A 26069-nucleotide genomic window follows, 5' to 3' on the forward strand; every position below is an offset into this window, starting at 1 on the left:
CGCGGAAAGGGGGGTGGGTGGGTCAGGTGCGGACGAGGGGGTGGAGGCCGGCTGAGCGGGTGACGGCGTCGGGGGCGCCGCACAGCTCGAGCCAGTTGGCCAGCAGGCGGTGGCCGCCCTCGGTGAGCACCGACTCCGGGTGGAACTGCACGCCGTGCAGCGGAAGGGTCCGGTGCTGCAGGCCCATGATGATCGGACCGTGCGCGGAGGGCACCGTGGCGGTCACCTCGAGCTCGTCGCCGACGGTGCCGGCGACGACCGCGAGCGAGTGGTAGCGGGTCGCTGTGAACGGCGACGGCAGCCCTGCGAGCACGCCGGCGCCCGCGTGCTCGACGCGGCTCGTCTTGCCGTGCATGAGCTCGGGCGCGTGCGTGACCGTGCCCCCGAAGACCTCACCGAGGGCCTGGTGGCCCAGGCACACGCCCAGCATCGGGGTGCCCGACGCGGCGCAGTCGCGGATGACCTGCATGCTCGCACCGGCCTCTGAGGGCGTGCCGGGCCCGGGCGAGATGAGCACGCCGTCGAAGTCGCCGCGCTCGTCCACGGGCGGGACGGCGTCGTTGCGGACCACGACCGTCTCGGCACCGAGCTGGTTCAGGTAGCCGACGATCGTGTAGACGAACGAGTCGTAGTTGTCGACCACCAGGATCCGGGTCACGTCACTCCCCCACTGTCGTGTCGTTGAAGGGCATGTACGGCGCGACGGCCGGGAACACCCACAGGAAACACACCACGAGCACGGCCGCGGCGGCCAGCGCGAGGATCACGGCGCGCACCGGGCGCGGACCGGGAAGGTGACGCCACAACCACCCGTACATCATGCGCCTCCGGCGAGCTCGGCCGGGATGCCGTCCGCGACGGGAGCCCAGTAGTCGAGGGTGCCGTGCACGATGATCCGCTCGCGCGCGGAGAACATCGGGTGGCACGACGTGAGGGTGATCAACCGCTCGGTGGGCTCGGCCGTGGGGTCGCCGGGCACGGGCGCGATCACGTCGACGTCGCTCGGGCTGACGATCGACGTCGACGTGACGCGGTACACGTACCAGGTGCTCTCGGTACGGATGACGATCGGGTCGCCCTCCTGCAGCTCCGCGATCCGGTGGAACGGCTTGGCGTAGGTGGTGCGGTGCCCCGCGAGGGCGAAGTTCCCGATCCCGCCCGGCATCGCGGTCGCGGGATAGTGCCCGATGCCGAGCACGTCGAGCACGGTCGAGCGTTCGACGCCCTGGCTGACGGGGCGCTCGGGCTCGCCGTCCCAGCGCGGAACCTGCAGGGTGGCGAACGTGGTGGCGTGCTCCGGCTCGGCGTCGACCGGCGGTGCGTCCCGGCGCGGTGCGGCGATGACCGGGCCCGTCGTCGACCCGTCGGGCACGGTCGGCGGGGTCTGCCACGTGAGCCCGCTGACGACCTCGGCCTGCGCGCGGTTGCCCTGCACGTCTGTCCACCACAGCTGCCAGACCAGGAACGCGAAGATCAGCACCCCGAGCGTGATCATCAGCTCGCCGAGCACGCCCACGGCCCCGACCAGCAGGTTCGTGGTGCGGGGGGCTCGTCCGGATCTGCCGTGCCGCGGCTGCGCGGTCTGCGTCGAGCTCATGCGTCGTCGTCGGCCGGGGAGGGGCGGGCCGAGCGCGAGGTCGCGTGGCGCGCGCCGGCGACGATCCCGGGCATGACCTCGGTGCCGTCGGGAACCGAGGCGAAGCTCAGGTCGCCGGGTCCCTCGTAGGCCGGCAGCGTGAGCGTCCCCTGGGTGGTCACCGACCACCCGAGCCCGTACGCGTCGACGTACTGCTGGTACACCCGGAGCGGCTCGCTGCGGTCGAGCGCCGCCTCGAGCTTGGCCGGGTCGCCGATCGCCCGGATCGTGTACGGCGGCGAGAAGCGCAGTCCGTGCAGGTACAGGACGGCGCCGATGCACAGCACCGAGGTGGTCATCACGACCCGCTGGTCCATGACGGTCATCGCCTCGGCGCCACCCGCCCAGAGCGCGTGCATGACGGCTTCGATGTCCTGCTGGTGGATCACGAGGTCGTCGGGCTGGACGCCCGCGGGCTGGGTAGACGCGTCGTCGAGCCGCACAGTGATGCCGCTGCCCGTGACGGGCACCTTCGCGCCGCTGACCTGCTCGGCTGCGGTGGGGGTCGGCAGCTGCAGGCCCGAGATCCGGGTCTGCTCTTCGAGCAGCCCGTCGACGTCGGCCCGCAGCGCGGAGGCGGACTCGAGGAGCCGCTCCACGCGGGCGTCCTCGACGCGCGCCAGGTCGACCAGGTCCTGGGGCTGGCGCTCCTCGGTGCGGTGGGCGAGCCGGGCGTTCGCGGCGAACAACGTGCCCGACAGGGCCAGCACGACGGCGACCGAGATCGTCCCGCGTGCCGCCTTGCGGGCAGGACGCGATGAGTGGTCCGGCACCCGTGCTCCTCTCCCGCAGGTCTCGCCACTACGCTAGGCCACATCCTTGTGCGTCGGTGTCAGACGGCCGGCCCACTCCCTCATGTGACAGGAGCTGCCGACGTGCCCGAGTCCAGGTCGCGGAAGAAGCCCGCTTACGTCCCGCCGCCCACCAAGGCCTCGGGTCCGAAGACGAACCCGCGGTGGCTCGTCCCGACGATGCTCGGGCTCATGCTGCTCGGGCTCGTGTGGATCGTCGTCACGTACATCTCCGGTTCGAAGTACCCGGTGCCGGGCATCGACCAGTGGAACCTGGCGATCGGCTTCGCGCTGGTCATCGCGGGCTTCGGCCTGACGACCCGCTGGCACTGACGGGACGTGGCCGGTGTGCGGCGGCCCACATCGTCGCACACAGGCCCGGACCGGGTGTTGACGAACGTCAGCGCTGTGACCTGCGCAGATGCCCGTCTGTCCCCAGCGGTGGACATCCCTGTGGATAACTACACGGTTGTAGTTCCACAGGTGTGAGTAACTCTGGGGACCCGCTCGACGGCCCGGAAACGTTCGTCAGGAAGCGACGTGCGCGGCCGGGCCCGAGGGCTCCGCGCCACCGGGCGGCCAGGGCCGTCCTCAGACCGCCAGGTAGCGCAGCGCCGTGACCAGCATCAGCACGACGGCCATCAGCGTCGTCGCACCGATCCCGACGGCTCGTCGGTGGGCGACCGGCGCGTAGGCGTACGCCGCTCCCAGCAGCGCGCCGACGGCGAGCCCGCCGAGGTGCGCCTGCCACGCGATCTGCGGCACCACGAAGCCGATCACGATGTTCAGCGCGATGATCACCAGGATGCTGCGGGCGTCCCGCCCGAGCCGGCGCAGCACCACGAGCACAGCTCCGAACAGCCCGAACACGGCACCCGAGGCGCCGACGACGCCCTGGTACCAGCTCAGCGCGTCGGGTGAGGCCAGGAGCAGCACCCCGACCGAGCCGCCGATCGCGCTCAGCACGTACAGCGCGGCGAAGCGCGCACGGCCCAGCACGGCCTCGAGGTAGGGCCCGACCATCCACAGGGCGACCATGTTGAACAGGATGTGGACGATGCTCGAGGAGTGCAGGAACGCCGAGGTGAGGAAGCGCCACGGCTCGCTCTCGCCGAGGAACGGCTTGAACACCCAAAGTCCGGTCCAGCCCGCGACGATTAGCTGGAGCAGGAAGCTCACGACGCACAGAGCGATGATCGTGATCGTCACGACGGGTCGCCCGGTGCTGACGGGCGCACCCAGCGCGGTCCGTGGTTCGCGCTGGGTGCGGGCCGCCTCAGCGACGCAGTCGACGCACTGGATCCCCACCGCCGCCTGCCGCTGGCACTCCGGGCACGTCGGACGCCCGCAGCGTTGGCAGCGGACGTACGAGACGCGGTCGGGGTGCCGCGGGCAGACCGGCAGGTCGACCGGCGGGGGGGTTCCGGTGCTCATGCGGGGAAGCTCAGGTCAGCTCAGTCCTCGACGGTGATCGAGGAGATGACGACGTCCTCGACGGGACGGTCGCCGGGGCGGGTGGGGGTCGCGGCGATCGCGTCGACGACAGCACGGCTCTCGTCGTCGACGACCTTGCCGAAGATGGTGTGCTTGCCGGTCAGCCACGTGGTGGGCGCGACCGAGATGAAGAACTGCGAGCCGTTGGTGCCGGCCGGCTTGCCCGTGATCGGGTCACGGCGCAGGCCCGCGTTGGCCATGGCGAGCAGGTAGGGCTCGGTGAAGCCGAGCTCGGGGTGGATCTCGTCGTCGAAGTTGTAGCCCGGGCCGCCCGTGCCGGTCCCCAGCGGGTCGCCGCCCTGGATCATGAAACCGGGGATGACCCGGTGGAAGATCACGCCGTCGTACAGCGGGTCGGTGCGCTCGGCACCCGTCTTGGGGTCCTTCCACGCCTTGGTCCCCGTGGCCAGCCCGGTGAAGTTCTCCACCGTCTTGGGGGCGTGGTTCGGGAAGAGCTCGATCCGGATGTCACCGGCGGTCGTGTGCAGCGTCGCGAACATGCCGACATTGTTCCACGTCCGAACGGGTTGGACCGGATGTCGGGCCTGCGGCGCGGGGCCCCTGGTGGCAGAGTGTGGGGCCAGCAGTAGTCGACATGCCGTTGACCGTTGGGGAGTGGACATGACCTTCAGCATCCGTCGCCCGAGCTTGGACTCGGTTGACACCGATCGACTCAAGGACCAGGCCGCCGACGTGAGCGCGACGCTCGCGGACGCGAGCAGCCAGGCCGCGGAGCGCGCCACCGTGCTCGCCGCCCAGGCCATCGACGCCGCGGCCCAGGCCAAGGACTGGACGGCGCCCAAGGTGGAGGCCGCGCTCGAGTGGCTGAGGCCGCACCTGGAGCACCTGTACAAGGAGGGCGTGAAGGCTGCAGCCCCCCGCGTCGAGGCGGCCGCGGACAAGGCCGCCCCGGCGATCGACACCGCGCACGACAGGCTCGTCGACGAGATCCTGCCGCGCGTCGTGGCCGCCGTGAACGAGGCCGCGGTCCGCGCAGGGGTAGCGGTCGAGCAGGCCAGCGACCTGGCTGCCAAGCGGTCGGTCGCCGCCGCGGAAGCCGTGTCGGACGCCGCGGGCAAGGCTGCCGGCAAGAAGCACACCGGCCGCAAGGTCTTCCTGCTGCTCGCCGCGATCGCCGGCGCGGGTGCCGCGTTCGCGGCGTGGAACCGCACGCGGGTCACGACCGATCCGTGGGCCGAGCCGTGGGAGCCGACGTCGGAGCCGCTGTCGGGCACCGAGGCGCTGCGGGAGCGCGCGCACGAGGCCCGCGAGGACATCAACGACGCGGTCGGCGGGGCCGCCGAGGCCGTCGGTGAGGCTGCCGGTGTGACGGTCGCGAAGAGCCGGGAGGCGACCCGCAAGGCCGCCGACAAGGTGAGCGCAGCGGCCGACGACCTGCAGGACCGTGTCGCCGAGGCTCGCGAGGCCACCAGGAAGGCCGCGACCCGCCGATCGGTGCCGAAGACGCCCGACGGGGGCGTGACCGACGCGGGCGTGACCGAGGCAGAGGCCCCGGTCCTGGACGAGGCCCCTGACGCGAACAGCTCTGAGGACAAGCCCGCCGACTCCTGACGCGGCGGCACCGCACGTTCGACCCGGCGACGGCCCGGCCCGATGATCGGGCCGGGCCGTCCGCACGGGAGCACCGGCACAGCAGCGGTCGCCGATCGCCGCCTAAACGTTTCGGGCGTTGACCTGCGCGACGGCCGGTCTGGACGATGCGCGAGGCGGCCGGTCCTGGGCGGACCGGGCGAGCGCACCGTCGCGCCTCGCGTCTCCCGCGCCACGAAGGAGTCCTCTGTGCCACGTCACCACTCGCCGGCGCCCGACGCCGCGTCCTCCACCCGACGACCTCGCCGCGGCCTCGTCGCCGGCGCGACAGCCCTCACCCTGGCCGCCGGCGCCCTCGCCGCCGGGGTCGCCGCCCTGCCGGCCTCGGCCGCACCGGCCTTCAACTACGGCGAGGCGCTGCAGAAGTCGCTGTTCTTCTACGAGGCCCAGCGGTCGGGTGACCTGCCGAGCACCAACCGCGTGTCGTGGCGGGCCGACTCGGCCCTGACGGACGGCGCCGACGCCGGCCTCGACCTGTCCGGCGGCTGGTACGACGCGGGCGACCACGTGAAGTTCGGGCTGCCCATGGCGTTCACGTCGACCATGCTCGCGTGGGGCGCGATCGAGAGCCCGGCCGGCTACACGGGTTCGGGCCAGATGGCTGCGCTGAAGAACAACCTCCGCTGGGTCAACGACTACTTCATCAAGGCGCACCCGTCGCCCAACGTGCTCTACGTGCAGGTGGGTGACGGCGAGGCCGACCACAAGTGGTGGGGCTCGGCCGAGGTGATGCCGATGGCACGACCGTCGTACAAGGTCGACGCGTCGTGCCCGGGCAGCGACGTCGCGGGGGAGACCGCCGCGTCGCTGGCGACCGCCTCGATCGTGTTCAAGACCGACGACCCCGCGTACTCCGCCAAGCTCCTGACGCACGCCAAGCAGCTCTACACGTTCGCCGACACGTACCGCGGGAAGTACTCCGACTGCGTGACGGCGGCGGCTTCGTACTACAAGTCCTGGTCGGGGTACCAGGACGAGCTCGTGTGGGGCGCCTACTGGCTGTACAAGGCCACGGGCGACGCGGCTTACCTGGCCAAGGCGGAGTCCGAGTACGACAAGCTCTCGGTCGAGAACCAGACCTCCACCCACTCGTACAAGTGGACGGTGGCCTGGGACGACAAGACCTACGCGACCTACCCGCTGCTCGCGATGGAGACCGGCAAGCAGAAGTACGTCGACGACGCGAACCGCTGGCTCGACTACTGGACCGTCGGCGTCAACGGCTCCCGGGTGCCGTACTCGCCGGGCGGCCAGGCCGTGCTCGACACCTGGGGCTCGCTCCGCTACTCGGCGAACACGGCCTTCGTCGCCCTCGTCTACTCCGACTGGCTGACCGACGCGACCCGCAAGGCCAGGTACCACGACTTCGGGGTCCGTCAGATCAACTACGCGCTCGGCGACAACCCACGCAACTCGAGCTACGTCATCGGCTTCGGCACCAACCCGCCGCAGAACCCGCACCACCGCACCGCGCACGGCTCGTGGCTCGACTCGATGACGTCACCCGAGAAGACCCGACACGTGCTGTACGGGGCGCTCGTGGGAGGTCCGAGCTCGCCGAACGACGCCTACACCGACTCGCGCAGCGACTACGTGTCCAACGAGGTCGCCACCGATTACAACGCCGGCTTCACGAGCGCCCTCGCGCGTCTCGTCGAGGAGTACGGCGGCACACCGCTCGCCACGTTCCCCGTGGCCGAGCAGCCCGACGGTCCCGAGATCTTCGTCGAGGCGATGCTCAACCAGGCCTCGAGCAGCGGGTTCACCGAGATCAAGGCCATGATCCGCAACCAGTCCGCCTTCCCGGCGCGAGCGCTCAAGAACGGCACGTTGCGCTACTGGTTCCGGCTCGACGCGGGGGAGTCGGCCGCCAACCTGACCGTCTCGGCGAACTACAGCGAGTGCGGCCCGCAGACCGCGAAGCCCGTCTCGGCCGGCGGCACGCTCTACTACGCCGAGATCAGCTGCGTCGGGCAGAACATCTACCCGGGCGGTCAGTCCGCGCACCGCCGGGAGATCCAGTTCCGCGTCACCGGCGGCAGCGGCTGGAGCCCGACGAACGACCCGTCGTTCGCGGGTCTGAACTCGACCGCGCTGGCCCGGACCTCGGCGATCACGCTGTACGACGGCGGGAAGCTCATCTGGGGGACCGAGCCCTCGGGCACGGTCGACCCGACGCCCACCCCCACGCCCACCGTGACCCCGACCCCGACGCCCACGCCGACCGTGACGCCCACGGTGACGCCGACACCCAGCGTGACGCCGACGCCCACGCCCACGCCCAGCGTGACCCCGACGCCCACGCCGACCGCCGCGGCGGCCTGCACCGTCAGGTACACGACCAACGACTGGTCGACGGGCTTCACCGGCTCGGTCCGGGTGACCAACTCGGGCACCACTCCGCTGACCTCGTGGAAGCTGGTCTTCAGCTTCCCGTCAGGTCAGCAGCTGACCCAGGGGTGGAGCGCCACCTGGTCCCAGACCGGCACCCAGGTGACCGCGACGAACGCCGGGTGGAACGGCTCGCTCGCGGCGGGGGCCAGCACCGAGATCGGCTTCAACGCCAACCACACGGGCACCAACGCACGCCCGACGTCGTTCACGCTCAACGGCACGACCTGCACCAGCAGCTGACAGCAGCACAGCGCGAGAGCCCCGTCGCGTCGACGCCCTGAGCGCCGGCGCGGCGGGGCTCTCGCGCTGACCTGCACAGGGCACACCGGGTCGCCGCCGACAACCACGAACGCCCCGTCCGAATCGTTCGGACAGGGCGTTTTTGCAGCTCATCGCGGTGTTGATGGTGGAGCCAAGGGGACTCGAACCCCTAACCCCCTGCTTGCAAAGCAGGTGCGCTACCAATTGCGCCATGGCCCCGCGCGGTGGACGACCAGCGCCGCCCGACCGACCGTGCGAGGCTCACTCGAAGGTGTCGGTGACCTCGGCCCACAGGTCGCGGTCTTCGCGGTCCTGCGCGTAACGCTGCCACACGACGTACCCAGCGCCGGCAACCGCCAGCAGGAGCAGTACCTTCTTCATGGGTCCCTCGCAGTTGTCGGGAGTGGGCCTAACAGGACTTGAACCTGTGACCTCTTCCTTATCAGGGAAGCGCTCTAACCGCCTGAGCTATAGGCCCGTGCACTGCACATCCGGAGATGACCGCGCCGTAGGAGACTACCCCAGCCGAGGCGTGCCGCCCAAACGCGCGTCACTCACTCGTCGGTCAGGGTCAGGTGCACGCCGCCCACGAGTGCTGCGGTGATGTTGTAGAGGAAAGCACCGATGGTCGACAGGGCCGTCAGCAGGAACACGTCGACCACCGCCACGAGGGTCGCGGCGGAGATGATGCGCCCGAACTCGACGTACTGGAGGAAGTCGACCTGGTTCTCGGTGCCGAGCACCTCCTTGACGAGGGTGTCGATCTGCGAGAACACGTGCAGGCTGTCGAGGGTCAGCCAGACGACGGCTGCCGCGACGACGAGCATGATGCCGATCGCGACCGACAGCAGGAACGACAGCTTCATGACGGACCACGGGTCGACGCGCGAGACCGCGAGCCGCACGCGGCGGGGTGCACCGGGCGCGGGGATCGTGGTGGGACGCCCCGGGCCGGGCCGGGTGGGCGTCACGCGCGGCGTCGGGTCGGACGTCGCGTAGGCGCCCGTGTCGGAGTTGTCCGTCGCGGCGCTCGAAGGTGAGCTGCTCATGGTGGTGTCCTCGGTGCGGGGGCGCTTGGCCGACGAGAGGGCGGCGCTGGTCGCGGCCGCCGCCTTCTTGAGCGTCGCGGTCACGGAGTCGACCGCGACCTGCAACGGCGACGGGGGTTCTTCTTCGCTCTCGCCGGGCGAGTGCGGCACACCGGTCGTGGCCGTCGCGGCGGAGAGGTGGTCACCGTCGGCGGACGCCGTCGCGCCCACGGGCTCACGCGTCGCCGTGGGCGCGTATGCGGCACCGGGGGCACCGTTCACCTCGGCGTCGACGGCAGGTCGCGGGGAGACCCCGGGAGCGGGGACGGCGGGCTTGCCGGTCGCGGGCTTGGCCGCCGCCGACGTCCGGGGCGGCTTGGACGCCTCGCCGCGACCCGCGTTCCCGGCACCGCCCGACGCACCGGCGCCGCCCGAAGCCTTCGCCGGGGGGCGGCTCGCCGGCGTCACCGGCCGCTTGCGTGGCGGGATCGACGGCGGATTGGTATCGCTGCTCATTCGTCCTCCAGCGCGGATGACTCAGCGACGGCCGGCTCCGCCGACTCGCCCTGCGCGGGGGCCTCCGAGGCGTCTTCCTGGACCTCCGGTGACCCGTTCTCGTCGCCCACGCTACCTGCATCCTCACCCAGGTGCCGTTCGATGTTGCGAGCAACTGCGATGATCCGGTCACCGTTGTCGGGCTTGGCGAAGATGACGCCCTGGGTGGTGCGCCCGGTCGCGTTGACCTCGGCCACCGCGGACCGCACGATCTTGCCGCGCTCCATGATCACGAGGACCTCGTCGTCCGGGTCCACGACCAGCGCGCCGACCAGGTCGCCGTTCGCCTCGGGCAGGTTCGCGACCTTGATGCCCAGCCCACCGCGTCCCTGAACCCGGTAGTTGTCGGTCGTGAGCGCCGTGCGCTTGGCGATGCCGCCCTCGGTCACCGTGAACAGGTAGGCGTCCTCACGCACGACGTCCATCGCGAGCAGCTCGTCGTCCTCGCGGAACTTCATGCCGGTGACGCCCGACGTCGCGCGACCCATCGGGCGCATCGCCTCGTCGGTGGCCGTGAAGCGGATCGACTGGCCCTTGCGCGAGACGAGCATGAGGTCGTTCTCGGCGTCGACGATGCGCGCCGAGACGAGCTCGTCGGGGTTGCCCTCGTCGTCCTCACGCAGGTTGATGGCGATGACGCCGCCGCTGCGGTGCGAGTCGTACTCGGAGAGCCGGGTCTTCTTCACCAGGCCGCGCTTGGTGGCCAGGACCAGGTACTCGGCCGCTTCGTAGTCGCGGATGTCGAGCACCTGCGCGATGCGCTCGCCCGGCTGGAAGGCCAGCAGGTTGGCGACGTGCTGCCCCTTGGCGTCCCGGCCGCCCTCGGGCAGCTCGTACGCCTTGGCGCGGTACACCCGGCCCAGGTTCGTGAAGAACAGCAGCCAGTGGTGCGTGGTCGTCACGAAGAAGTGGTCGACGATGTCGTCCTCGCGCAGCTGCGCGCCGCGCACACCCTTGCCGCCGCGGCGCTGCGCGCGGTAGTTGTCCGAGCGTGTGCGCTTGACGTAGCCGCCACGGGTGATGGTGACGACCATCTCCTCCTCGGCGATCAGGTCCTCGATCGAGACCTCGCCGTTGAACGGCAGGATCTTGGTGCGTCGCTCGTCGCCGTAGCGGTCGACGACCTCGGCGAGCTCCTCGCTGACGATCGTGCGCTGCAGCTGCTCGTCGGCCAGGATCGTGCGGTAGCCGGTGATCTCCGCCGCGAGCTTGTCGTGCGCCTCGATGATCTTCTGGCGCTCGAGGGCGGCGAGCCGGCGCAGCTGCATCGCGAGGATCGCGGCGGCCTGCACGTCGTCGATCCCCAGCAGCTCCTGCAGGCCGGCGCTCGCCTGCTCGGCGTCGGGGGAGCGGCGGATCAGCGCGATGACCTCGTCGAGCGCGTCGAGCGCCTTGAGGTAGCCGCGGTAGATGTGCATCTGCTCCTCGGCCTTGCGCAGCCGGTAGCTGGTGCGGCGCACGACGACCTCGAGCTGGTGCGTCACCCAGTGGCGGATGAACGCGTCGATGCTCAGCGTGCGGGGGACCGCGTCGACCAGCGCGAGCATGTTCGCGCCGAACGTCTCCTGCAGCTGGGTGTGCTTGTAGAGGTTGTTCAGCACGACCTTCGCGACGGCGTCGCGCTTGAGCACGATCACGAGGCGCTGGCCGGTGCGGCCCGACGTCTCGTCGCGGATGTCCGCGATGCCGGTGACGCGGTTCTCCTTGACCAGGTCGGCGATCTTGCGCGCCAGCGTGTCGGGGTTCACCTGGTACGGCAGCTCGGTCACGACGAGGCAGATCCGGCCCTGGATCTCCTCGACCTCGACGACCGCGCGCATCGTGATGGAGCCGCGACCCGTGCGGTACGCCTCCTCGATGCCCTTGTGGCCCAGGATCGTCGCGCCCGTGGGGAAGTCCGGGCCCTTGATGATCGTGAGCAGCGCCTCGAGGAGCTCCTCCTTGGTGGCCTCGGGGTGGTCCAGGTGCCACTGGACGCCCTCGGCGACCTCACGCAGGTTGTGCGAGGGGATGTTCGTCGCCATGCCGACGGCGATGCCGGCCGAACCGTTGACCAGCAGGTTCGGGTACCGCGCGGGCAGCACCGACGGCTCCTGGGTGCGGCCGTCGTAGTTGTCCTGGAAGTCGACCGTGTCCTCGTCGATGTCCCGGACCATCTCCATGGCGAGCGGGGCCATGCGGCACTCGGTGTACCGGGGGGCTGCGGCCGGGTCGTCGCCGGGGGATCCGAAGTTGCCCTGGCCAGAGACGAGCGGGTACCGCAGCGACCAGTCCTGCACCAGGCGCACGAGCGCGTCGTAGATCGACGTGTCGCCGTGCGGGTGGAACTTGCCCATGACGTCGCCGACCACACGCGTGCACTTCGAGAACTGGCGGTCGGGCCGGTAGCCGCCGTCGTACATCGCGTACAGCACGCGGCGGTGCACGGGCTTGAGGCCGTCGCGCACGTCGGGCAGGGCACGCGTCACGATGACGGACATCGCGTAGTCCAGGAAGGACCGCTGCATCTCGAGCTGCAGGTCCACCTGCTCGATGTTGCCGTGCTCGATGTCGGTGTGGTTCTCAGTCACAGATCAGTCCTTGGTCTCGCGTGGGGGCGGAGGTGCGCGTTCCTCAGATGTCGAGGAAGCGCACGTCCTTCGCGTTGCGCTGGATGAACGAGCGGCGCGACTCCACGTCCTCGCCCATGAGCACGGAGAACGTCTCGTCGGCGGCCGCGGCCTCGTCGAGCGTCACCTGGAGCAGCGTGCGGTGCTCGGGGTCCATCGTGGTGTCCCAGAGCTCGGTGTAGTCCATCTCGCCGAGACCCTTGTAGCGCTGGATCGCGTTGTCCTTCGGGATCCGCTTGCCGTGCGCCTGGCCGTCGAGCAGGACGGCGTCCCGCTCCTTGTCGCTGTAGACGTAGTCGTGCGCCGCGTTCGACCACTTGATGCGGTACAGCGGCGGCTGGGCCAGGTAGACGTAGCCGCCCTTGATCAGGCCCGGCATGTACCGGAAGAGCAGCGTGAGCAGCAGCGTGCGGATGTGCTGACCGTCGACGTCGGCATCGGCCATGATGACGATCTTGTGGTACCGCAGCTTCGTGAGGTCGAAGTCCTCGCCGATGCCGGTGCCGAACGCCGTGATCAGCGCCTGCACCTCCTGGTTGCCCAGGGCGCGGTCCAGGCGGGCCCGCTCGACGTTGAGGATCTTGCCTCGGATGGGCAGGATCGCCTGGGTGCGCGGGTTGCGCCCACGGACCGCGGAGCCACCTGCCGAGTCACCCTCGACGATGTAGACCTCGCACTCCTCGGCCCGGTTGGACTGGCAGTCCTTGAGCTTGCCGGGCATGCCGCCCGACTCGAGCAGCCCCTTGCGGCGGGTGGCCTCGCGGGCCTTGCGGGCCGCCATGCGCGCCGCCGCGGCCTGGATCGACTTGCGGATCACGTCGCGCGCCTCGTTCGGGTGCGAGTCGAGCCAGTCGCCCAGCTGCTCGTTGACCACGCGCTGCACGAACGTCTTGGCCTCGGTGTTCCCGAGCTTGGTCTTCGTCTGGCCCTCGAACTGCGGCTCGCCGAGCTTGATCGAGATGACAGCGGTGAGACCCTCGCGGATGTCGTCCCCGGTGAGGTTCTCGTCCTTCTCCTTGAGGATGCCCTTCTCGCGCGCGTAGCGGTTGATCAGCGACGTCATCGCGGCCCGGAAGCCCTCTTCGTGCGTGCCGCCCTCGGTCGTCGAGATCGTGTTGGCGTACGTGTGCACCGACTCGGAGTAGGAGGTGGTCCACTGCAGCGCGATCTCGACCGAGATGCGCCGCTCGGTGTCCTCCGACTCGAAGTCGATGATCTCGGGGTTGACGAGCTCGACCTTCTTGGCCGAGTTGAGGTGCCGGACGTAGTCGACCAGACCGCCGTCGTACTTGTACGTGACGGTGCGGGCCTGCGGTGCGGCCTCCTGCTCGGCCACCTCGTCGTCGGTGCCGATGTGCTCGGGGCGCTCGTCCGTGAGGCTGATCTGCAGGCCCTTGTTGAGGAAGGCCATCTGCTGGAAGCGCGAGCGCAGCGTCTCGAAGTCGTACGTCGTGGTCTCGAAGATCTGGTCGTCGGCCCAGAACGTGACGGTGGTGCCCGTCTCCTCGACCAGCTCACCCTTGGCGAGCGGGGCCTGGGGCGCGCCGCGCATGTACTCCTGGCGGTAGACGTTGTCCTTGCGGACCTCGACCGCGAGCCGCTCGGAGAGCGCGTTCACGACCGAGACGCCGACGCCGTGCAGACCACCCGACACCGCGTACCCCGCGCCGCCGAACTTCCCGCCTGCGTGCAGCACGGTGAGCACGACCTCGACGGCCGGCTTGCCCTCGGACTTCACGATGTCGACCGGGATGCCACGACCGTTGTCGACGACCCGCACGCCGCCGTCGGCGAGCAGGGTCACCTCGATGTGGTCGCAGTACCCTGCCAGCGCCTCGTCGACCGAGTTGTCGACGACCTCGTAGACGAGGTGGTGCAGCCCACGCTCACCGGTCGACCCGATGTACATGCCGGGGCGCTTGCGAACCGCCTCGAGCCCTTCGAGGACCGTGATCGCGCTGGCGTCGTAGCCGCCGTTGGAAGATGCTGGGGGGGTGCCGTCGGTCGTCGCAGGTCCGTCGGTCAGGCTCTGGTCAGCCACTGGTTGCGGTGCTCCTCAAGGTCTCACACGCGAACGGAGCGATCCCGGAGAGCGGATCACCCCATGACGCTGGAGTTCTGGGCGCAGACGCGCCAAGAATGACCCTCACAGTCTACCTGGACAACGGTTCCGAACCCCCTCCATGACCCGCGGGACCTCAGCCCCAGGTGTCGCGCGGACCTCGGCCCGGCACCGATCGCGGCCCGCGCTTGAACCCCGGACCCGCCGGACCCAGCACCCGCACCTCGCGCACCACGTCCTCACCGACCACCTCGGAGATCTGGCGCATCATCGACGACACGTACAGCCGCACGTTCGTGGCGTACGCGGTCGAGTCCGCCCGCACGGTGAGGATCCCGTCCTCGAACGTCTCCGGCACGCAGTGGTCCGCGACGTCTCCCACGATCTCGCGCCAGCGTCCCATCAGCCCACCGACCGACAGGCTCTGCACCCACCCCTGGTTGCGCACCAGGCCGGGCAGGGTCGCCCCGATCATCTGCGGATCGCGGCCGCCCGGCCCTGGCGTCCCGCGGGGGAGGTCCAGCGGCGTCCGACGAGCGGGCTGACCTGGACGGATGCCTCTCGCACGCGCTGCCTCCTTGGCCCGGGCGAGCGCCGCGCGGGCCACCTGCGCGGGCGGCGTCAGGTCCACGACCTCGCCCACGGGGACGCCGTCGACCGCCGCCTGCGCGCCGGCCGTCCGGGAGTCCGGGGCGTCGTCCGCAGCGGTGGCGTCGGCGGCGTTCGTGGCGTTCGTGGCGTCAGAGGACACGCGTGGCCTCACCTCCCATGACGTCGACCCGCGAACCGGCGAGCTGCTCGGGCACGTCGCCCGGGACGGCCGCGGTGATGAGCACCTGGCGTGCCGGCGCCACGAGCTCGGCCAACCGGTCCCTGCGCCGGACGTCGAGCTCGGCGAACACGTCGTCGAGCACCAGCACGGGTTCACCGTCCTCGCCCCAGTCGGCCATCCACAGGTCGCTCGCTGCGGCACCCGCTCCGTCGCCCGCGCCCGGCGTGTCGGCATCAGGACCGCGGGTGAGCAGCGTGTACGACGCGAGCCGCAGCGCGAGCGCGAACGACCACGACTCGCCGTGGCTCGCGTAGCCCTTCGCGGGCAGCCCCCCGAGGGTGAGCGTCAGGTCGTCACGGTGCGGGCCGACCAGGCAGACCCCCCGCTCGATCTCCTTGGTCCGCAACCGGCCCATCGCCTCGAGCAGCTGCGCCTCGACCACCTGGACCGGGGCCGACCCGCTGGGCCCGTCGATCCCGCCCATCCCGGCACCGGGCCCGTCGGCGCCCTCCATCGCGGCGTCGAGCGAGGCCTTGTAGGTGACCACCGCCTCACCCTGCCCCGCGCTGACCTGCTCGTACGCCCGGGAGACGTGCGGGGCCAGCGCCGCGACGATCGTCCGCCGCGCGACCATCAGCTCGGCCCCGACCTGCGCGAGCTTCGCGTCCCACACGTCCAGGGTGCGCAGGTCCACAGCACCGCGCGTGCCCCGCATCGCCGCCCCCGCGGACTTGAGCAGGGCGCTGCGCTGCCGCAGCACCCGGTCGTAGTCGGTCAGGACCCCCGCGAGACGAGGCGTGACCAGCACCGCGAGCTCGTCGAGGAACCGGCGGCGCCCGTCCGGGTCACCCTTGACCAGCGCCAGGTCCTCCGGGGCGAACAGGACCGTGCGCAGCAGGCCCAGCACGTCACGGGCCCTACCGGGCGAACCACCGTTGACCCGCGCCCGGTTGGCCCGCCCCGGGGTGATCTCGATCTCGATGAGGTGCGTGCGCTCGGCGCTGCCCGCCCGCTCGCGCACGACCTTCGCGCGGACCACGGCCCGGTCGGTGCCGGCCCGGACCAGCGCCTGGTCGGAGGGCACCCGGTGGCTGCCGAGCGTCGCGACGTAGCCGATCGCCTCGACCAGGTTCGTCTTGCCCTGGCCGTTGGGGCCCACGAGCGCCGTGACTCCGGGCTCGAGCGGCAGCTCGACGTGGGAGTAGGAGCGGAAGTCGGTCAGTGAGAGGTGAGAGACGTACATCTGCGCTGTTCAGGAAGGGGAGAGGGGAGGGGGAGCTGTAGGCCGCCCGGATTCCGTGCCACCCACGACGCCCGCCGGGCGCACGGCGTGCCCACCGAACTGCTGGCGCAGCGCCGCGACGGCCTTCATCGCCGGCGAGGCACCCTGCCGCGAGGAGAACCGCGCGAACAGCGCGGCCGAGATGACCGGCAGCGGGACCGCGAGCTCGATCGCCTCGTCGACGGTCCATCGCCCCTCGCCCGAGTCGTCGACCCAGTCCTCGATCTCCGACAGGTCGTCGTCGTGCTCGAGAGCCTTGACCAGCAGATCCAGCAGCCACGACCGCACCACGGTGCCGCGGGACCACGCCTTCATCGTGCCCGGGACGTCGGTGATCAGGTCCTTGGCCTCGAGCAGCTCGTAGCCCTCGGCGTAGGCCTGCATCAGCCCGTACTCGATCCCGTTGTGGACCATCTTCGCGTAGTGGCCTGCACCGATCGGGCCCGCGTGCACGAAACCCTCGTCGCGCGGACCCTCGGGGCGCAGCGCGTCGAAGATCGGCAGGGCGCGCTCGACGTCCGCCTGCGCGCCGCCCACCATGAGGCCGTAGCCGTTCGCTAGACCCCAGATGCCGCCCGAGACGCCCACGTCCAGGTAGCCCACGCCGTGCTCCGCGAGCTGGGCGCCGTGCACCGCGTCGTCCGCGAAGTAGGAGTTGCCGCCGTCGATGACCAGGTCACCGGGCGCCAGCAGCTCCGCGAGCGTGGTGACCACGTCCTTCGTGACCTCACCGGCGGGCACCATGACCCACACGATGCGCTCACCCGCGGGCAGCACCGCCACGAGGTCGGCGATCGTCGCGACGTCCGAGACCTCGGGCCGGGGGTCGAAACCCGTCACCTCGATGCCGGCGGCGCGGATGCGCTCGCGCATGTTGGCGCCCATCTTGCCGAGTCCCACCAGGCCGATGTGCATGACTTCGCCTCTCGTTCGTCGAGCTGCACCGCTGGCGACAGTCTCGCGCCGTCGGTGCCCTGCCGCAGGCCAGCGCCCGCGAGAACGGTCAGCTGGCGAAGCGGATCGGCACCAGCAGGTACCGGTACTCCTGCAGGTCGTCGCCCTCGAGCGACTCCTGGCCCGTGAACTCGACCGGCTTGTTCGGGTGCGTGAACGACAGCCGCACGAACGGCGTCGTCAGCGCACCGAGCCCGTCGAGCAGGAACTGCGGGTTGAACGCGACCGAGATGTCCTCGCCCACGAGCGTCGCCTCGAGCGCCTCGGAGGCCTGCGCGTCGTCGCCCTGACCGGCGTCGAGCACGACCTGACCCTCGCTGAACGACAGCCGGATCGGGGTGTTCCGCTCCGCCACGAGCGCGACACGCTTGGCCGCGTCGGACAGCGACTGCGTGAGCACCACAGCGTGGATCGGGGTCTCGTCCGGGAACAGCCGCCGCACCGGCGGGTAGTCGCCGTCGACGAGCAGCGACGTGGTGTGCCGGCCGTTCGCCTCGAAGCCGATGAGGTCGATGCCCTGGCCCGTGGACAGCGCGACGCTCACCGTCGAGGACGAGCCGAGCGACTTCGCTGCGTCGGACAGCGTGCGCGCCCGGACCAGTGCCGTGGTCGACAGGTCGGGGGAGGTCGGCGTCCACGTCAGCTGACGCAGCGCGAGCCGGTAGCGGTCTGTTGCGAGGAGTGTGATCTTCTCGCCCTCGATCTCCATGCGCACGCCTGTGAGCAGCGGCAACGTGTCGTCACGGCTCGCGGCGACCGTCACCTGCGCGACGGCGTGGCTCAGCTCGTCGCCGTCGACGGTGCCCGAGACGTCGGGCATGACCGGGAGCGCGGGGTAGTCGTCCACGGGCATCGTCAGCAGCGTGAACCGGCTCGCGCCGCACGTGACGGTGACCTTGGTGCCCTCGAGCACGACGTCGACCGGCTTGGCCGGGAGGGCACGCGAGATCTCGGCCAGCAGACGGCCCGAGACGAGGACGACACCCGGCTCGCTCACGTCTGCGGGGATCTCGGAACGGGCCGAGACCTCGTAGTCGAAGCTCGAGAGCTGGATCGTGCCGCTCAGGTCGGCCTCGATGCGGACTCCTGCCAGGACCGGCACGGGCGGTCGCGTGGGAAGGCTGCGTGCCGTCCACGTGACGGCGTCGGCGAGTACGTCACGGTCGACGCGGAACTTCATGCCCCACCCTCTCGGTCCTGGATCAGTGACCTGGGCGTCGTGCCGTCGCTCTCCGGACCGCTCAGCGGGCCGGGGCGCACACGTCGAGCCCTGGTCGGAGGGCAACACTACGCGAGACAGGTGTCCGTCGGTACCGCTCTGCGGTCGTGTCCTCCGCAGCGGCCCCGGTCGTCCTCGGCCCCCTCATGACGGTGTGTGGATTCCCCTCCTAGGTAGAGCTCGTCGTCATCATCGGGTCTGTGCACTGTGTGGACGACCGTCGTTGTCGCAGGTCAGACCGTGCGCCGGGGTGTGCACGAGATGTGGGTCGGATCGGTGGACGACGACGCGATCTGTGGACGGACCTGAACGCGCCGTTCTCTGTCCACCGGGAAGCCATGTTCTGTCCACATGTCTGGGGGCTCCGTCCACCGTCATCCACAGGTCTGTGCACAGGTGTGAATTCGTCCTACGGATAAGGGTGGCGGGCACGACAAGTCAGGAGATGTCAGGAAGAGGACGCGTCGCGAGGGTGCGACGAACACCGACCGAGCGGTCAGTCGGCGCGGTCGGGAGGGGGGAGGGTGGTGCTCCCTCAGCCCCGGTTCTGCTGCTTGATCCGGTTGGTGAGCTCGGTGACCTGGTTGTAGATCGAGCGGCGCTCGGCCATGAGCTCGCGGATCTTCCGGTTCGCGTGCATCACCGTGGTGTGGTCGCGACCACCGAAGGCCTGCCCGATCTTGGGCAGGGACAGGTCGGTCAGCTCGCGGCACAGGTACATCGCGATCTGGCGCGCCGTGACGAGCACCCGCGAGCGGGAGGACCCGCAGAGGTCGTCGATCGACAGCCCGAAGTACGCGGCCGTCTGACCGATCACCGCCGTGGCCGTGATCTCCGCGGTCTGGTCGTCGGTGATGAGGTCCTTGAGGACGATCTCCGCGAGCGACAGGTCGACCTGCTGGCGGTTGAGGCTCGCGAAGGCCGTGACGCGGATGAGGGCGCCCTCGAGCTCACGGATGTTGCTCGAGATCTTGGACGCGATGTACTCGAGCACGTCGTGCGGGGCCTGCAGCCGTTCGTTGCCGGCCTTCTTGCGCAGGATCGCGATGCGGGTCTCGAGGTCCGGCGGCTGGACGTCGGTGATGAGGCCCCACTCGAAGCGGGACCGCATGCGGTCCTCGAAACCGTTGAGCTGCTTGGGCGGCAGGTCCGAGGTGAGCACGATCTGCTTGCTGGCGTTGTGCAGAGTGTTGAAGGTGTGGAAGAACTCCTCCATCGTCTGCTCTTTGCCCTGCAAGAACTGGATGTCGTCGATGAGGAGGACGTCCACCTCGCGGTAGCGCCGCTGGAAGGCGCCCGCCTTGCCCTCACCGATCGAGTTGATGAAGTCGTTGGTGAACTCCTCGGAGTTCACGTAGCGCACGCGCACGCTCGGATAGAGGTTCTGCGCGTAGTGGCCGATCGCGTGGAGCAGGTGCGTCTTGCCGAGGCCCGAGTCGCCGTAGATGAACAGCGGGTTGTAGGCCTTGGCAGGAGCCTCCGCGACCGCGACCGCGGCGGCGTGGGCGAAGCGGTTGGACGAGCCGATGACGAACGTCTCGAACAGGTACTTCGGGTTGAGCCGTGCGGGCTCGGTCGGCGGGGTGCGCCGTGCCGTGCTCATCCGCACCGGCTCGGGCTCCTGCGAGGGCGCGGACAGCGAGAAGTCCGGGGGGTTGGACGTCAACGGGTCCGGGGTCGTGGTGCGCAGGGGGGCGACGGCGGGACCGGCGTTGTCCGCCGGTGCGAGCTCGGCATCGACTGTGATCGCGAAGCGGGCCTCGCGGCCGAGCGCGGACGACAGCGCCTCGATGACCTCGGTGCGCACCCGCGTCTCGAGGTACTCCTTGGTCAGGTCGTTCCCCACTGCGAGCAGCATCGTGCCGTCGACCAGCCCGAGCGGCTGGGCGAGCTTGACGAACGCCAGCTGACGCGGGGTCATGTCGGGGCTGCTGTCCAGCTCGGAGAGGGCGTGTGCCCAGACAAGGGCCAGCTGCTCATCCTGTGGTGACACGTTCTACCCTCGTTCGTGCGGTCCTGGCTCGGGGTCGAGTGTTGCACGCCGGCGGTTCATCCACATAGTTATCCACAACCTGTGTGTGACGGATCACCGCCGATCAGCCCGCCCCCCGCCTCGCGCCGGGACGAGCAGCCGCACCGCAGACGGGTCCTTCTGTCGGACCGTTGTCCACAACCTTGTGCGACGCGCCGACTGTAGTGGCGCCCAGCCCCCGGGGGCAGTCCGCCGGACGGACGAATCGCGGTGCGCACGACGCACCCGTAGCGTGTCGGTGGTCGAAGCACGTCAGCGCATCGGGCAGGCGGGAGAGCGTCGCGGACGGCCGACGGGTGGAAAGGGTGGTGCTCCGCGCTCCGGCGGGGGTGGCCGCCGGATTTGACCCTTCGTCGTCGCGCGGCGTAGTGTTGACCAGCCTTCCTGATGGCTCCTGCTGGCGTGCCTTGACGCCAGACGCACACTGTGCGTCGCACACGGAGCAGTCGAGCTCGGCACCCCTACCTGGTCGCGTGCGAGTCCGCGCGAGACCGATGCCCCGAAGTACTTGGAGATCCTCGTGAGCAAGCGCACCTTCCAGCCGAACAACCGGCGTCGCGCCAAGACCCACGGCTTCCGTCTGCGCATGCGCACTCGTGCCGGCCGTGCGATCCTCGCCGCCCGCCGGCGCAAGGGTCGCACGGAGCTCTCGGCCTGATCTTTGCGGTGCTGCCTGCTGCGCACCGGATGCGCCGGCCTGCGGAGTTCGAGCAGGCGGTGCGACGTGGTGCGCGCGGGGGACGTGAGTCGTTGGTCGTCCACCTCGTGACGAAGACCGACCCCGGACCTGGTCCGGTGGTCGGTTTCGTCGTGTCCAAGGGTGTGGGCAACGCGGTCACACGCAACACCGTCAAGCGACGGTTGCGCGCGCTGGTCCGCGAACGGCTCGACGTCCTGCCCGCGGACTCCGCCGTCGTGGTGCGTGCCCTGGCGCCCGCCGCGACCCGCGAGTACGCCCAGCTCGGTTCCGACCTCGACTCAGCGATCGACGTGGCGCAGCGGCGTGCTCGTCGCCGCGCGGGGGAGTGATCGACCCATGGCACGCGAGAAGATCGTTGCCGCAGCGCGCCTGGCGGCCCGGCTGCCCAGCGTCCTGCTGCTCGGTGTGCTGCGTGGCTACCAGCTGGTCATCTCACCGATGACGGGACCCAGCTGTCGGTTCTACCCTTCCTGCTCGCAGTACGCGGTCATCGCGGTGACCCGGCACGGCGCGGTTCGCGGCACGTGGCTCGCGGCCCGCCGACTCCTGCGATGCAACCCCTGGAATGCCGGCGGCGTCGACGACGTCCCGCCGGTTCGTCCTCATCACAGGCATCGCCTGACGCACGTGGTCTCGACCACGTCATAACCCCCCACCGAGGAGCTCTGCCACATGTCGTGGTTCGACGGACTGCTATGGCCCATCATGGTCGTGGTCGCTTGGATCATGGTGCGGTTCCATGAACTCCTGACCTGGCTGGGTCTTGAGGAAGCGGGCGGGCTGTCGTGGACGCTCGCGATCGTCGGCCTGGTGATCGTCATCCGCATCCTGCTGATCCCGCTGTTCTTCAAGCAGATCAGAGCCTCGCGGGGCATGCAGATGCTCGCACCCGAGATGCAGGCCATCCAGAAGAAGTACAAGGGGAAGACCGACCCCGCGTCCCGCGAGGCCATGAGCCGCGAGACGATGGCGCTGTACAAGAAGCACGGGACCAACCCGTTCTCCTCGTGCCTGCCGATCCTGCTGCAGTCCCCGATCTTCTTCGCGCTGTTCCGCGTCCTGTACTCGCTGCCGAAGCTGTCCGAGGGCGTGTACCCGAACGCAGAGAACCCGAAGCTGCACATCGGGCCGCTCACGGCGCAGATCGCCGACCAGATCGAGCACGCCACGATCTTCGGTGCACCGCTCTCGGGCTCCTTCCTCCAGGCAGACGCCATCAGCAACACCAAGGTCGTCTCCGTCGTCCTCATCGTGGCGATGTGCCTGACCCAGTTCCTCACGCAGCGTCAGCTGACGATGAAGAACATGCCCCCGTCGGCCCTCGAGGGTCCGATGGCGCAGCAGCAGAAGATGCTGATGTACGCGATGCCACTGATCTTCGCGTTCTCCGGCGTCAACTTCCCGATCGGCGTGCTCATCTACTGGACCACCACGAACCTGTGGTCGATGGGCCAGCAGTTCTACACGATCCGTCGCATGCCGGCCCCCGGCTCGCAGGCCGAGCTCGCCTTCAAGGAGCGCAAGGCCAGGAAGGCCGCCGCGAAGGGCATCACGATCGAGGAGGAGAAGCCGGCCGCCATCGAGGAGAAGCCGCGCGGGCAGCGCCAGCAGCCCAAGCGCAAGGACCGTGCCAAGCCGGTGACGACGTCCACCGACAGCGGGTCGGCTCCCAAGACGACGGGCACCTCCAGCTCGCCCAAGACCGCTCCTCCGGCCGGGCCGTCGGCCAGCAGGCCGAAGCCGCCGGCCAAGAAGAAGCCCACGAAGTAACGCTCACCCGGCACTGAGCCGACTCACGAGGAGCCCCGATGACGTCACCCGAAATCACTCCAGCGCCCGCTGAGGGCACCACCACGACCACGCGCCTCGAGGAGGAGGGCGAGATCGCAGCGGACTACCTCGAGGAGCTGCTCGACATCGCCGACCTCGACGGCGACATCGACATCGACGTCGACCACGGTCGCGCCGCCGTCGAGATCATCGGCGAGGACGGTTCCGAGCGTGCCCTCCGCCGACTCGTCGGCCGTGACGGCGAGGTGCTCGACGCTCTCCAGGAGCTGACGCGTCTCGCGGTCCAGGCGAAGACGGGCGAGCGGAGCCGGCTCATGCTCGACATCGCGGGCTACCGCGCTGCGCGGCGCGCGGAGCTCATCGAGATCGCGAACGAGGCCATCGGTCGCGTCAAGGAGTCCGGCAACGACGTCGCGCTCGACGCGATGAACCCGTTCGAGCGCAAGGTGGTGCATGACGCCGTGGCCGCCGCCGGGCTCGTCAGCGACTCGGACGGCGTCGAGCCGGCACGGCACGTGGTGATCCGCTCCGCATAGTCATGCGTCGTTCCGCGACGCACCTGCTCTGACGACGGCCGACCTCGCGAGGGGTCGGCCGTCGTTGTTTCACGTGAAACAGGACGCTCACCCGGGCAGATGGGCGGGACTCGCTCGCGCGAGGGGCGCCCCCAGGGTTCCCAGGGGCGCGCGTGCGCGGTTGCCGAGTGCGCGCGCCGGCCACGCTCGGGGGGTGGTGTGCGCATGCTCATGCATCGGCGTGGGCATGCCCGCGGGTCGCGCACCCGGTGAGAACGCGCCCTTGGACGGGACGGCCGCCGACCAGGTCTCGATGCCGGACGTGCTGGTTTCACGTGAAACATGGCGTCGGCGTGGGCGTCCTCGCCGTGTGGGTTGTGAGCCGGGAGCCCTCGGTCGGATGGTTGGTCCCGCGTCGACCGTGGGGCTCCGGTCCGTGGGGGCGGGTCGCGGGCCCGGATCGGCAACGGTGATCAGCGCAGGGCCGCGCAGCACGAGCAGCCGTGACCAGTGGCCGAACGACGTCGTCATCGGAGTGGCAGGCAGCCGATCGGCGGCGCTGCGCGGTACGGTAGGGGCCGTTCGTCGTCGCCACGCGATCGTCGCCCTCTGGGCGTGGTCGCGGCCGGCCGCGCAGGAGCCACGACGGCCGCGCGTCAGCCGCCGAGGCGAGCCATCAGACACACACGAGAGCTGTTGCCCCGACTCATCGCGGGTTGCACGGGAAGGGGCCAGAGGTGTCGAGCGACGAATCCAGTACCGACGTCGACGCAGTCGACCCATGGGACGGCGATGTGCGCCTCCCGGAATTCTTCGGCGGGGCCTGGGAAGCCGTCGAAGGATTCCATCGCCTGCTCGTCGAAGAAGGCGTTCTTCGCGGGCTCGTCGGGCCGCGCGAGGTCTCCCGCCTGTGGGAACGCCATCTGCTCAACTCGGCAGCGGTGGTTCCCTTTCTACCGAGCACGGGGAGCATCGTCGACATCGGTTCCGGTGCGGGCCTTCCTGGGGTGGTGGTCGCGGCGATGCGTCCCGACGCCGAGGTGGTGCTGCTCGAACCGATGGAGCGTCGCATCGACTGGCTCAACGAGGTGGTCGAGACCCTCGGTCTCGCGAACGCCGTCGTCATCAGGGGGAGGGCCGAGGATCTGCACGGTGACCTGCGCGCGGATGCCGTGACCGCACGGGCCGTCGCACCCCTCGACCGTCTGTACCGCTGGGCGCTGCCGCTGCTCGACAAGGACGGCGTCCTCGTCGCACTCAAGGGCGCGCGGGCGCAGGACGAGGTCGAGGCAGGGGCCCGGTGGGCGAAGAAGCTCGGTGGGGGGCCGGCGGAGATCGTGAGCGCGTCGACGATCGACGGTGCCGAGAAGACGACGGTGGTGCGGGTTGTTCGGGAAGTTGTTCGCGGTGTTCGGTAGGAAGAAGCGGCGCCAGGATCCGATCGCGACCCCGAGCGACCGAGCGTCGGACGTTCGTGCTGACGGGCAGAGCTCCGTCGACACCACTACGGTCGCCATCTCCGCTGTCCCTGCGGTTTCACGTGAAACAGCCGGACTGCCGGCGGGAGTCGCCATCGGAGCGCCCGGGGGCATAGCGGTTTCGCGTGGAACCACAGCAGACGAGCCGGTGTGGACGGCAGATGTGACACCCACAGGCACCGGGTACGCGTACGAGCCCCGAGTGACGGCGCTTGGGCCGGATGCCACGCCGGCTGCCGGCGGGAGCACGTCGACCGCGACCGGACGAGGTGCAGCCGACGGTGCGTCTGCCGAGCCTCTTGTCGGATCGACGGAAGACGGTGCCCTCAGCCCGGCGGCCGCCCCAGGGTCCGCGGGGGCCCCGAGCTCGGCGCGTTCCGGGGGAGTCGCACCGCAGACGTCCCACGGGTTCCCCGGGGGCCAGATGTGGGCGCCGGTCCGCGCACCGGGACCCGCGGATCCGACGGGCGACGTGGCGCCGGATCCGGGCGAGGGCGGCGACCCGGAGCGCGACGCCTGGGCACGGTCGGTGCCGTTGCCCGAGCCGGCGGACGGCGATGCGACACGGCCGGGCATGCCGGAACCGGCCCGTGAGATGACGACCCCGGAGCTCGGCGAGCAACCGGTTTCACGTGAAATCAACGGGACCTCGGAGCACGTGCCAGCGCGCAGCGAAGCAGAGCGCTGGGAGCAGGGCTCTGTCCTGGAGTGGGGCGGGGGAGCCTCACCGGCGGTTCGGCGCGACGACCTCGGCCAGCCCGAGGGGCTGGAGCAAGAGGTGACCGTCGGTGATCACAGCGACGAGCCGGTGGGAGTTGCCGGATCGTCGGCGATCGATCACCCGGTTCGGGGCACGGACGCTGCCTTCGCTGGGCGGACCGACAG

General features: G+C 70.2%; 23 protein-coding genes and 2 tRNA genes. 9 read left to right on the forward strand and 16 right to left on the reverse strand.

Features of this window, described 5'->3' with window-relative positions; all coding sequences use genetic code 11:
* Positions 1 to 22 precede the first annotated feature (22 nt).
* The 3 genes from ACGIF2_RS16130 to ACGIF2_RS16140 all read right to left on the reverse strand — a co-directional run bounded on the left by ACGIF2_RS16130 (position 23) and on the right by ACGIF2_RS16140 (position 2409).
* On the reverse strand, positions 23 to 658 hold the full coding sequence (locus tag ACGIF2_RS16130; RefSeq protein WP_396048065.1) for an aminodeoxychorismate/anthranilate synthase component II: 636 nt from the start codon (positions 656 to 658) through the stop codon (positions 23 to 25).
* A 159-nt stretch (positions 659 to 817) separates the two neighbouring features.
* Entirely contained in the window at positions 818 to 1597 is a 780-nt protein-coding gene (locus ACGIF2_RS16135) for a class E sortase (protein WP_396048067.1), read from the reverse strand.
* Complete coding sequence (locus ACGIF2_RS16140) at positions 1594 to 2409, reverse strand: DUF881 domain-containing protein (protein ID WP_396048069.1); 816 nt, start codon at positions 2407 to 2409, stop codon at positions 1594 to 1596. The genes ACGIF2_RS16135 and ACGIF2_RS16140 overlap by 4 nt, the downstream gene beginning before the upstream one ends.
* A 102-nt stretch (positions 2410 to 2511) precedes the next feature.
* On the opposite strand from ACGIF2_RS16140, the gene ACGIF2_RS16145 reads away from it, so the two are divergent.
* Positions 2512 to 2760 carry a cell division protein CrgA gene (locus ACGIF2_RS16145; protein WP_396048071.1) on the forward strand — a complete coding sequence of 83 codons (249 nt, stop codon included), beginning with the start codon at positions 2512 to 2514 and terminating at the stop codon, positions 2758 to 2760.
* 258 nt (positions 2761 to 3018) lie between these two features.
* On the opposite strand, the gene ACGIF2_RS16150 is transcribed toward ACGIF2_RS16145, so the two are convergent.
* Both ACGIF2_RS16150 and ACGIF2_RS16155 read right to left on the reverse strand, forming a co-directional pair.
* Complete coding sequence (locus ACGIF2_RS16150) at positions 3019 to 3861, reverse strand: rhomboid family intramembrane serine protease (RefSeq protein ID WP_396048073.1); 843 nt, start codon at positions 3859 to 3861, stop codon at positions 3019 to 3021.
* Between the two features lie 20 nt (positions 3862 to 3881).
* The gene (locus ACGIF2_RS16155) at positions 3882 to 4421 is read right to left on the reverse strand and encodes a peptidylprolyl isomerase (RefSeq protein ID WP_396048075.1); all 540 of its coding nucleotides are present in this window, start codon (positions 4419 to 4421) and stop codon (positions 3882 to 3884) included.
* A 121-nt stretch (positions 4422 to 4542) separates the two neighbouring features.
* Between ACGIF2_RS16155 and ACGIF2_RS16160 the strand changes: the two genes are divergently transcribed.
* Positions 4543 to 5493 carry a hypothetical protein gene (locus ACGIF2_RS16160; RefSeq protein WP_396048077.1) on the forward strand — a complete coding sequence of 317 codons (951 nt, stop codon included), beginning with the start codon at positions 4543 to 4545 and terminating at the stop codon, positions 5491 to 5493.
* A gap of 228 nt (positions 5494 to 5721) precedes the next feature.
* On the forward strand, positions 5722 to 8166 hold the full coding sequence (locus ACGIF2_RS16165; protein WP_396048079.1) for a glycoside hydrolase family 9 protein: 2445 nt from the start codon (positions 5722 to 5724) through the stop codon (positions 8164 to 8166).
* 164 nt (positions 8167 to 8330) lie between these two features.
* Here the strand turns inward: ACGIF2_RS16165 and ACGIF2_RS16170 are convergent.
* From ACGIF2_RS16170 to dnaA, 11 genes are all read right to left on the reverse strand, one after another.
* Positions 8331 to 8406: transfer RNA gene (locus tag ACGIF2_RS16170), tRNA-Ala, on the reverse strand.
* Between the two features lie 42 nt (positions 8407 to 8448).
* On the reverse strand, positions 8449 to 8568 hold the full coding sequence (locus ACGIF2_RS16175; RefSeq protein WP_396048081.1) for a DLW-39 family protein: 120 nt from the start codon (positions 8566 to 8568) through the stop codon (positions 8449 to 8451).
* A gap of 23 nt (positions 8569 to 8591) precedes the next feature.
* Positions 8592 to 8665 (reverse strand) — tRNA-Ile (locus ACGIF2_RS16180).
* 76 nt (positions 8666 to 8741) lie between these two features.
* Positions 8742 to 9731, reverse strand: a complete 990-nt coding sequence (locus ACGIF2_RS16185) for a DUF3566 domain-containing protein (protein WP_396048083.1) — start codon at positions 9729 to 9731, stop codon at positions 8742 to 8744.
* A complete protein-coding gene (gene gyrA / locus ACGIF2_RS16190) occupies positions 9728 to 12340 on the reverse strand; it encodes a DNA gyrase subunit A (protein WP_396048085.1) in 2613 nt (870 codons plus the stop codon). Before gyrA ends, ACGIF2_RS16185 begins: the two co-directional genes overlap by 4 nt.
* A 43-nt stretch (positions 12341 to 12383) precedes the next feature.
* Positions 12384 to 14405 (reverse strand): DNA topoisomerase (ATP-hydrolyzing) subunit B, encoded by a 2022-nt coding sequence (gene gyrB, locus ACGIF2_RS16195; RefSeq protein WP_396048143.1) that lies wholly within the window; start codon positions 14403 to 14405, stop codon positions 12384 to 12386.
* Between the two features lie 172 nt (positions 14406 to 14577).
* Positions 14578 to 15192 (reverse strand): DUF721 domain-containing protein, encoded by a 615-nt coding sequence (locus tag ACGIF2_RS16200; protein WP_396048087.1) that lies wholly within the window; start codon positions 15190 to 15192, stop codon positions 14578 to 14580.
* Positions 15182 to 16456 (reverse strand): DNA replication/repair protein RecF, encoded by a 1275-nt coding sequence (recF, locus tag ACGIF2_RS16205; protein WP_396048089.1) that lies wholly within the window; start codon positions 16454 to 16456, stop codon positions 15182 to 15184. Before recF ends, ACGIF2_RS16200 begins: the two co-directional genes overlap by 11 nt.
* Before the next feature lie 9 nt (positions 16457 to 16465).
* Complete coding sequence (gnd, locus tag ACGIF2_RS16210) at positions 16466 to 17410, reverse strand: phosphogluconate dehydrogenase (NAD(+)-dependent, decarboxylating) (RefSeq protein WP_396048091.1); 945 nt, start codon at positions 17408 to 17410, stop codon at positions 16466 to 16468.
* 88 nt (positions 17411 to 17498) lie between these two features.
* Positions 17499 to 18629 carry a DNA polymerase III subunit beta gene (dnaN, locus tag ACGIF2_RS16215; protein WP_396048093.1) on the reverse strand — a complete coding sequence of 377 codons (1131 nt, stop codon included), beginning with the start codon at positions 18627 to 18629 and terminating at the stop codon, positions 17499 to 17501.
* A gap of 574 nt (positions 18630 to 19203) precedes the next feature.
* A complete protein-coding gene (gene dnaA / locus ACGIF2_RS16220) occupies positions 19204 to 20589 on the reverse strand; it encodes a chromosomal replication initiator protein DnaA (RefSeq protein WP_396048095.1) in 1386 nt (461 codons plus the stop codon).
* A gap of 631 nt (positions 20590 to 21220) precedes the next feature.
* Between dnaA and rpmH the strand changes: the two genes are divergently transcribed.
* The 6 genes from rpmH to rsmG all read left to right on the forward strand — a co-directional run bounded on the left by rpmH (position 21221) and on the right by rsmG (position 25124).
* Positions 21221 to 21358, forward strand: coding sequence for a 50S ribosomal protein L34 (gene rpmH, locus ACGIF2_RS16225; RefSeq protein ID WP_034225701.1), 138 nt, complete (start codon positions 21221 to 21223; stop codon positions 21356 to 21358).
* Positions 21359 to 21366: 8 nt separating this feature from the next.
* Complete coding sequence (gene rnpA, locus ACGIF2_RS16230; protein ID WP_396048097.1) at positions 21367 to 21729, forward strand: ribonuclease P protein component; 363 nt, start codon at positions 21367 to 21369, stop codon at positions 21727 to 21729.
* 7 nt (positions 21730 to 21736) lie between these two features.
* Positions 21737 to 22048, forward strand: coding sequence for a membrane protein insertion efficiency factor YidD (gene yidD / locus ACGIF2_RS16235; RefSeq protein ID WP_396048099.1), 312 nt, complete (start codon positions 21737 to 21739; stop codon positions 22046 to 22048).
* Between the two features lie 24 nt (positions 22049 to 22072).
* On the forward strand, positions 22073 to 23170 hold the full coding sequence (gene yidC / locus ACGIF2_RS16240; protein WP_396048101.1) for a membrane protein insertase YidC: 1098 nt from the start codon (positions 22073 to 22075) through the stop codon (positions 23168 to 23170).
* 38 nt (positions 23171 to 23208) lie between these two features.
* The gene (locus tag ACGIF2_RS16245; RefSeq protein WP_396048103.1) at positions 23209 to 23727 is read left to right on the forward strand and encodes a protein jag; all 519 of its coding nucleotides are present in this window, start codon (positions 23209 to 23211) and stop codon (positions 23725 to 23727) included.
* Between the two features lie 716 nt (positions 23728 to 24443).
* Entirely contained in the window at positions 24444 to 25124 is a 681-nt protein-coding gene (gene rsmG / locus ACGIF2_RS16250) for a 16S rRNA (guanine(527)-N(7))-methyltransferase RsmG (RefSeq protein ID WP_396048105.1), read from the forward strand.
* The last annotated feature ends 945 nt before the right edge of the window (positions 25125 to 26069 follow it).

Source organism: Cellulomonas sp. P22 (assembly GCF_044392165.1).

Excerpts from the sequence above, each read along its gene's own strand:
- ACGIF2_RS16135 (WP_396048067.1), bottom strand. The coding sequence starts at position 1,597 with ATGAGCTCGACGCAGACCGCGCAGCCGCGGCACGGCAGATCCGGACGA.
- ACGIF2_RS16150 (WP_396048073.1), bottom strand. The coding sequence starts at position 3,861 with ATGAGCACCGGAACCCCCCCGCCGGTCGACCTGCCGGTCTGCCCGCGG.
- ACGIF2_RS16155 (WP_396048075.1), bottom strand. The coding sequence starts at position 4,421 with ATGTTCGCGACGCTGCACACGACCGCCGGTGACATCCGGATCGAGCTC.
- ACGIF2_RS16160 (WP_396048077.1), top strand. The coding sequence starts at position 4,543 with ATGACCTTCAGCATCCGTCGCCCGAGCTTGGACTCGGTTGACACCGAT.
- ACGIF2_RS16175 (WP_396048081.1), bottom strand. The coding sequence starts at position 8,568 with ATGAAGAAGGTACTGCTCCTGCTGGCGGTTGCCGGCGCTGGGTACGTC.
- ACGIF2_RS16185 (WP_396048083.1), bottom strand. The coding sequence starts at position 9,731 with ATGAGCAGCGATACCAATCCGCCGTCGATCCCGCCACGCAAGCGGCCG.
- recF (WP_396048089.1), bottom strand. The coding sequence starts at position 16,456 with ATGTACGTCTCTCACCTCTCACTGACCGACTTCCGCTCCTACTCCCAC.
- gnd (WP_396048091.1), bottom strand. The coding sequence starts at position 17,410 with ATGCACATCGGCCTGGTGGGACTCGGCAAGATGGGCGCCAACATGCGC.
- dnaN (WP_396048093.1), bottom strand. The coding sequence starts at position 18,629 with ATGAAGTTCCGCGTCGACCGTGACGTACTCGCCGACGCCGTCACGTGG.
- dnaA (WP_396048095.1), bottom strand. The coding sequence starts at position 20,589 with ATGACCCCGCGTCAGCTGGCGTTCGTCAAGCTCGCCCAGCCGCTCGGG.
- yidD (WP_396048099.1), top strand. The coding sequence starts at position 21,737 with ATGGCACGCGAGAAGATCGTTGCCGCAGCGCGCCTGGCGGCCCGGCTG.
- yidC (WP_396048101.1), top strand. The coding sequence starts at position 22,073 with ATGTCGTGGTTCGACGGACTGCTATGGCCCATCATGGTCGTGGTCGCT.
- ACGIF2_RS16245 (WP_396048103.1), top strand. The coding sequence starts at position 23,209 with ATGACGTCACCCGAAATCACTCCAGCGCCCGCTGAGGGCACCACCACG.